The organism is Devosia insulae DS-56, from assembly GCF_000970465.2.
Lineage (GTDB): Bacteria > Pseudomonadota > Alphaproteobacteria > Rhizobiales > Devosiaceae > Devosia_A > Devosia_A insulae.
The window spans coordinates 1-7529 of record NZ_LAJE02000250.1 but is presented as its reverse complement, the minus strand read 5'-3'; the positions used below and the strand labels follow the sequence as shown (position 1 = coordinate 7529).

The following is a 7529-nucleotide window of genomic DNA, read 5'->3' as shown; positions in this document are numbered from 1 at the left end:
CTGTCTCTAGCGCCAGTGTTTTGGTCTCCTCCCCCCTTGCGGGGGAGGGACAGGGTGGGGGGTGCTCTTCCCGCACCGGCCTAACAGCCGGCACGGTGGCTTCTCCCTACTCCGCCGCCTCCAACCTGTTCACCTCGATGATCCCGCGAATCTCCGCCCGGCATGAGCCACAGTTCGTGCCGGCCTTCAGCGCCACCCCAATCGCCTCGACCGTGTGACAGCCACCCCGCGCTGCCTCGGCAATCTGGTTGGCACCCACCCCGTAGCAGGCACAGACGATCGGGCCCGGATCGGGTCGATCGGCGCCCGGCCGTCCGACCAGGATATCGGCCCGCCGGGCCGGTTTGATCGTCTCGGTCAGCAGCGACACCGCCCATTGCCGCGACACCAGCACTGGGTCGGGCGACAGGTAGAGCGCAAAGATCAGCTTGCCGCCCTCGAACAGCGCGAGGCTCTGCCTTCCGCTCGCCTTGTCGGCGATGCTGAGCAGCTCGACCTTCTCTCCCACCCCGAACGCCGACCGGGCCCAGCCGACCCAATCCTCGGGCTCGGTGATGAAGGCCAGCTCCGCCCGCCAGCCGCCCGTCGTTTCGGCGATCGCCCAGTAGTCGGTGCCGGCGAATTGCGGCCGCGCCCGGCTGACCGCGAAGCCGTAGCGCCGCGCCAGCGCCGGCCCTGCCACCACCATCGCCGATTTGAGCGCCGGCTGCCCCGATTGCGGGTCGGTCTGCCCGCCCACCAGCGCATCGATGCGGCCCTGTGCCGAGAACCGGTCGGTCCAGTGCATCGGCACGAACACCGAGCCCTTTTGCTGCCGCTCGGTCACCAGCGCCCGCACCAGGACGCTCCCATGCCGGTTCTCGAGCCGCACCAGGCTGGCGTGCCGGATGCTCTTTTCGATCGCATCGTCGGGGTGCAGCTCGGCGAACGGCTCGGCCATATGCGCCGAGAGCCGCGCCGCTTTGCCGGTGCGCGTCATGGTGTGCCAGTGGTCGCGCACCCGGCCGGTATTGAGCACCAGCATGCCGGGCGGCGGCGTCAGCGGCGGCGGCGGCGCCACCGCGACGAAACGGGCGCGGCTGTCAGGCGTGAAGAACCGCCCATCGGTGAACATCCGCGCCGTGCTGCGCACCGCCCGCACCGGCCACTGCACCGGCTGCAGCCCGTCATATTCGGCATGCATCAGTCCGCTCAGGTCGAAGTCGCGATTGCCCTCGTTCTCGAACCCCGACAGCGCCGCGTGTTCGGCGAAGATATCGGCCGGCCGCTCGTAGGCGAAGGCCGCCGTATGTCCCATCCGGCGCGCCACCTGGGTGACGATCCACCAGTCGGGTTTGGCTTCCCCTGGCGCAGCGAGGAACGGCCGCTGCCGCGAAATCCGCCGCTCGGAATTGGTCACCGTGCCGTTCTTTTCGCCCCAGCCCGCCGCCGGCAGCCGCACATGGGCTTCCACCGCCGTATCGGTCGCGGCGTTCATGTCCGACACCACGACGAACTGGCAGGCGCGGATCGCCGCCCGCACCTTGTCGGCCTCGGGCATCGAATCCACCGGGTTGGTCGCCATGATCCACAGCGCCTTCACCTTGCCCTGGGCGATCGCCTCGAACAGCTCGACCGCCTTCAGCCCCGGCTTCTGCGCCACCCGCTCCGAGCGCCAGAACCGCCTCAGCCGGTCGATATTGGCGGGTTCGAAGTCCATATGCGCCGCGAGCATGTTGGCGAGCCCGCCGACCTCGCGTCCGCCCATCGCATTGGGCTGCCCGGTCACCGAGAACGGCCCCATCCCGGGCATACCGATCCGGCCGGTGGCGAGATGCACATTGACGATCGCGTTGACCTTGTCGGTGCCGGTCGCCGACTGGTTCACCCCCTGCGAATAGACCGTCACCGTCCGCGTCGTCTCGGCGAACCAATCGTAGAACACCGCGATGTCGCGCACGCTGAGCCCGGTCGCCTCCGCCACCCGCTCGAGGTTCCAGCTGCGCGCCACGTCGAGCGCCGCGCCGAACCCGTTGGTGCTCTCGGCAATGAACTCGGCATCGACGGCGTTCCGCTCGGCCAGCGATTTCAGCAGCCCGACGAACAAAGCCGTGTCGCCATCCGGCTTGATCGCCAGATGCAGGTCGGCCTGGTCGGCGGTCGTGGTCCGCCGCGGGTCGATCAACACGATCCGCATCCCCGGCCGTTCGGCCTTGGCCTTGATGATCCGCTGGTACAGCACCGGGTGGCACCAGCTGAGGTTGGAGCCAACGAGGATGATCAGGTCGGCGAGCTCGAGATCCTCATAATTCCCCGGCACGGTGTCCGAGCCGAAGGCCCGCTTGTGACCGGCCACCGACGAGGCCATGCAGAGCCGTGAGTTGGTGTCGATATTGCCCGAGCCGATGAAGCCCTTCATCAGCTTGTTGGCGACGTAATAGTCCTCGGTCAGCAGTTGCCCCGAGCCGTAGATGGCGACCGAGTCCGGTCCATGCTCGGCAATCGTCTCGGCGAAGGTCTTCGCTACGAGGTCCAGCGCCCTTTCCCAGCTCGCCCGTTCGCCGCCGATCTCCGGGTAGAGCAGCCGTCCATCCAGCGACAGCGTCTCGCCCAGCGCCGAGCCCTTCGAGCACAGCCGGCCGAAATTGGCCGGATGCTCGGGGTCGCCGGCGATGATCACCGAGCCATCCGGCTGCGGCGTCGCCAGCACCCCGCAACCGACGCCGCAATAGGGGCAGGTGGTGCGGATGGTTGAGGAGGATTTTGACATCGTGGCTTCCCTGCCCCTCATCCGTCTCGGCCTGCGGCCGATCCACCTTCTCCCTCAAGGGGAGAAGGGCATCCCGACTGAGATGTCGAAGCGGTCGTCCTTCTCCCCTTGAGGGAGAAGGTGCCCGAAGGGCGGATGAGGGGCAGGTTAGCCACGATGCCAGCCTACTCCGCCGCCATCAGCATGACTTCAGCCGCCATGAAGATGCGGCCATCGACCACGTTCACCGCAAAGGTCCTGACCTGCCCCTCGTCGGCGCCCTGCGCCTCGCCTGTCGCGAGATCGAACACCCAGTTGTGCAGCGGGCAGGTCACCGAGCCGCCATGGACGATGCCCTCGCTGAGCGGTCCGCCCTTGTGCGGGCAGCGGTTCTCGATGGCGTAGACCTGGTTCTCGGCAGTGCGGAACACCGCGATCTTGCCGGCTGGCGTGTTGACGCAACGCGCGCCGCGTAGCGGAACCTGCTCAAGGCGCCCGATCTCGATCCAGTCGTTCATTAGAGACATTTCCTGCTGTCCTTCCCCTCACCCTGACCCTCTCCCCAGAGGGGAGAGGGGACGCAAGACCACTGCCGGTGCCCCATCGCCCCCTCTCCCCGCCGGGGAGAGGGTCGGGGTGAGGGGCAGTACTCGATCGAACCAATCATCACCGGCTCACTCCGCTGCCTGCGGCACGCCGAATTCCGCCAGCGCAGCGAACTCGTGCGCGTCCTTGCCGTTGACCCGCTCTTCCCACGGATCGACCTGGGCGAATTTCTGGCTGAAGACGAACCGGTCGTAGTAGAAGCGGCGCTTTTCGAGGTCGCGGACGATCGAGGCCTGGATCGACTCCATCCCCACCCGCTTCAGCCACTTGTACATGCGCTCGAGATAGCGGCCCTGCTCGCGATAGAGCTGGGTCAGCGCCGCGATCACCTCGATCGCATCTTCCTCCGTGTCGACGTGGCAGAGCGGCTCGGTGCCCTTGATGTCGAGACCGGCGGCGCCGGCAAAGACGATGTCGTAGCCGGAGTCGACGCAGATCACGCCCACATCCTTGCAGGTCGCTTCGGCGCAGTTTCGCGGGCAGCCCGAGACCGCCATCTTCACCTTGGCCGGGGTCCAGCTGCCCCACATGAACTTTTCGAGCTTGATGCCGAGCCCGGTCGAATCCTGCGTGCCGAACCGGCACCAGTCCGAGCCGACGCAGGTCTTCACCGTCCTGAGACCCTTGGCATAAGCAGCGCCCGAAACCATGCCGGCGGCGTTGAGGTCGGCCCAGACGCCGGGCAGGTCTTCCTTCTTCACCCCGAGCAGGTCGATGCGCTGCCCGCCGGTGACCTTCACCGCCGGGATCCTGAACTTGTCGGCGACGTCGGCAATGGCGCGCAGCTCGTTCGGGCTGGTCATGCCGCCCCACATGCGCGGCACCACCGAATAGGTGCCGTCCTTCTGGATGTTGGCGTGCACGCGTTCGTTGATGAAGCGCGACTGCCCGTCATCCTCGTATTCGCCCGGCCAGGTGGCGATCATGTAGTAGTTCAATGCCGGCCGGCATTTGGCGCAGCCGCACGAGGTCTTCCACTCGAGCTCCTGCATCAGCTGCGGGATGGAGCGCAATTCCTTGGCGATGATCAGCCGGCGCACATCGTCATGGCCGAGATCGGTGCACTTGCACATCGGCTGCACCGCGGCGGGGTTGTAGCTGTCGCCCAGCGTCAAGAGCAGCAGCTTTTCGACGAGCCCGGTGCACGAGCCGCAGCTCGCCGAGGCCTTGGTATGGGCGCGGACATCGTCGAGCGACGTCAGGCCCTTGGCGGTGATAGTGCCGGTGATCTTCGACTTACATACGCCGTTGCAACCACAGATCTCTGCCTCATCCGGCAAGGCTGCAACGGCCGCCGTAGGGTCCAGCGGGGCACCACCCTGGTAGTTCTGGCCGAAGATCAGCGTGTCGCGCATTTCGCGCGTATCGACGTTGCGCTTCAGCATGTCGTAGAACCACGGCCCGTCGCCGGTGTCGCCGTAGAGCACCGTGCCGATGATCTTGTCGTCCTTGAGGATCAGCCGCTTGTAGACGCCGGCACTGGCATCGCGCAGCACGATCTCCTCGCGGTCGTCACCCTCGGCGAAATCGCCCGCCGAATAGAGGTTGACGCCGGTGACCTTGAGCCGGGTCGCCGTGGCGACCGGGGTGAACGTCGCCTTCTCGTCGCCGCAGAGCTGCGCCGCGAGCACATTGGCCATGTCGTAGAGCGGCGCCACCAGCCCGAAGGTCGCCCCGCTCACTTCGACGCATTCGCCCAGCGCGTAGATCGAGGGGTCCGAGGTGCGCATCTGCGCATCGACCACGATGCCGCGATTGGCGGCAAGCTCGGCGGTCTTGGCCAGCGTGACGTTCGGCCGGATACCGACCGCCATCACCACCAGGTCCGCCGGGATCACCGAGCCATCGGCGAACTCGACGCCGGTGACCCGCTTGTCGCCGAGGATCTGCTTGGTATTGGCCGAAGTCATCACCTTGATGCCCCGCGCCTTCATCGATTCCCCGAGCAGGTAACCGGCCGCCGGATCGAGCTGGCGCTCCATCAGCGTCGGCATGACGTGCACCACGGTGACGTCCATGCCCTGCTCGTTGAGCCCGGCTGCCGCCTCGAGGCCCAGCAGGCCACCGCCGATCACCACCGCCCTGCCCTTGGCTTTGGCGGCCAGCATCATGACGTTCACGTCGTCGAGGTCGCGATAGGTGACCACACCCGCAAGGTTCACCCCGGGCACCGGGATGATGAACGGCACGGAACCCGTGGCGATCACCAGCTTGTCGTAGCTCTCGGTGATGCCGTTGACCGAGGTCACCGTCTTGTTCACCCGGTCGATGGTCTCGACCTTGCAGCCCTTGTAGAGGGTGATGCCGTGCTTGATGTACCAGGCGTCGCCGTGGATGACGATGTCGTCAAAACTCTTCTCGCCCGACAGCACGGGGCTGAGCATGATGCGGTCGTAATTGACCCGCGGCTCGGCGTTGAAGATCACCACCTCGTAGCGGTCAGGGTCGGTCTCGAACAGCTTCTCCAGCGCCCGTCCGGGCGCCATGCCGTTGCCGATGATGACGAGTTTCTCTTTCACTGAACCGTCTCCAGTTGAAGGTGGGGAGCCGGCTGCGCGCGGCTCATGCGGCGCACGGCGATGTGCATGAGGGCGAGGGACACGACGACGAGCACGAACAGCGCCATGAAGCAGCTGCTCCACAGCCCTGTCGCGTCGTTGAGCCAGCCGAACAGCAGCGGCAGGATAAAGCCGCCGAGCCCGCCGATCATGCCGACGAGACCGCCCACTGCCCCGACATTTTCGGGGTAATAGGCCGGGATGTGCTTGTAGACCGCCGCTTTGCCGAGGCTCATGAAGAAGCCGAGGACGAACACCAGCCCGATAAAGGCCCAGGGGCTGATGCCGAAATTGACGGTGAAGCTGCCACTGATGCCGTGCACCACCATGTCGCTGGGCGGCAGGGCGAGGATGAAGGTCGCCACGGCAGAGACGCCGAAGGTCCAGTACATCACCGTGCGCGCCCCGATCTTGTCGGAGAGCGAGCCGCCATAGGCGCGGAACAGGCTGGCCGGGATCGAGTAGGCGGCGGCCACCATGCCGGCGGTCTTGATGTCGAAGCCGTAGACCCCGATCAGGTAGCGCGGCAGCCACAGCGTCAGGGCTACGAACGCCCCGAAGGCGAAGAAGTAGTAGAGCCCGAAGCGCCAGACCCGGATATCCCTCAGCGGCGCGAACTCGGCGGCAAGGCTGCGCTGCGGCGCGCCCTCCTGGCGGCGCTTGATCAGCACAGGATCGTCCTCGGTGGTGAACCAGAACACCACCGCCATCACCGCGAGCACCGCGGCCCAGCTGAGCGCCACCGCCTGCCAGCCGAACGCCACCATGACGAACGGCGCGACGAACTTGGTCACCGACGCCCCGACATTGCCGGCGCCGAAGATCCCGAGCGCCGTGCCCTGCTGCTTCTGCGGGTAGAACCGCGACACATAGGCGACGCCAACCGCGAACGAACCACCCGCAAGCCCGACGCCGAGCGCCGCGATAAGGAACTGCTCGTAGGTCTGCGCGAAGACGAGGAGCGACGTGGCAACCGCCGCCGCCAGCATGGTCATGGTGTAGACCAGCCGCCCGCCATAGCGGTCTGTCCAGATGCCGAGCGCGATGCGCACCAAGGAGCCGGTCAGCACCGGGGTGCCGATCAAAAGCCCGAACTGCGTCTCGGTCAGGCCGAGCTGATCCTTCAGCGCCACCCCGATGATCGAAAAGATCGTCCAGACGGCAAAGCAGACGGTGAAGGCGATGGTCGACAGCGTCAGCGCACGGCGCTGCGAGGCGATTTGAGCATCAGGGGCGCTCATGAATTCTCTCCGCTGGGATGAGAGCCAAAACAAAAAACTCCTGGGAGGCGCAGTCCGTCGTGGACCGTGCTTCTGAGGGCGACTTTGCCTGTTGGGGGTGCGCCCACCGTTGGACGCCGGATGAGAAGCGCGGAAACCGCGTCTCATGAGAACAGTAATGCACGTAGCGTGCCAAACTGGGGTTGCGGCGAAAACGCTAGGTTTGGCAGTTAGTTAGGCAGGTGCAGCGAAAATGATCCGGCAGCAGCGCTGACTAATTTGAGTCCAGAGTGGGCGATTGGATGCACACAATTTGACCACTGATAGTGCATGGTGAAAATTTGGGCACCTGTCACTGGCCTCTCCATGATCCTCCCCCGCGTGGCGGGGGAGGATCATGGAGAGGCCAGTGACAGG

4 protein-coding genes are annotated in these 7529 nt (G+C 66.0%); all 4 read right to left on the bottom strand.

Annotated elements, in window-relative coordinates:
• Window positions 1-106 precede the first annotated feature (106 nt).
• The gene (locus tag VW23_RS17930) at window positions 107-2749 is read right to left on the bottom strand and encodes a nitrate reductase (protein WP_069910915.1); all 2643 of its coding nucleotides are present in this window, start codon (window positions 2747-2749) and stop codon (window positions 107-109) included.
• Between the two features lie 164 nt (window positions 2750-2913).
• Complete coding sequence (nirD, locus tag VW23_RS17925; RefSeq protein ID WP_069910914.1) at window positions 2914-3246, bottom strand: nitrite reductase small subunit NirD; 333 nt, start codon at window positions 3244-3246, stop codon at window positions 2914-2916.
• A 156-nt stretch (window positions 3247-3402) separates the two neighbouring features.
• Window positions 3403-5853, bottom strand: a complete 2451-nt coding sequence (gene nirB / locus VW23_RS17920; protein WP_069910913.1) for a nitrite reductase large subunit NirB — start codon at window positions 5851-5853, stop codon at window positions 3403-3405.
• Window positions 5850-7133 (bottom strand): MFS transporter, encoded by a 1284-nt coding sequence (locus VW23_RS17915; protein ID WP_069910912.1) that lies wholly within the window; start codon window positions 7131-7133, stop codon window positions 5850-5852. Before VW23_RS17915 ends, nirB begins: the two co-directional genes overlap by 4 nt.
• Between the last annotated feature and the right edge of the window lie 396 nt (window positions 7134-7529).

Coding starts and splice junctions, on each gene's coding strand:
- VW23_RS17930 (WP_069910915.1), bottom strand. CDS start 2,749: ATGTCAAAATCCTCCTCAACCATCCGCACCACCTGCCCCTATTGCGGC.
- nirD (WP_069910914.1), bottom strand. CDS start 3,246: ATGAACGACTGGATCGAGATCGGGCGCCTTGAGCAGGTTCCGCTACGC.
- VW23_RS17915 (WP_069910912.1), bottom strand. CDS start 7,133: ATGAGCGCCCCTGATGCTCAAATCGCCTCGCAGCGCCGTGCGCTGACG.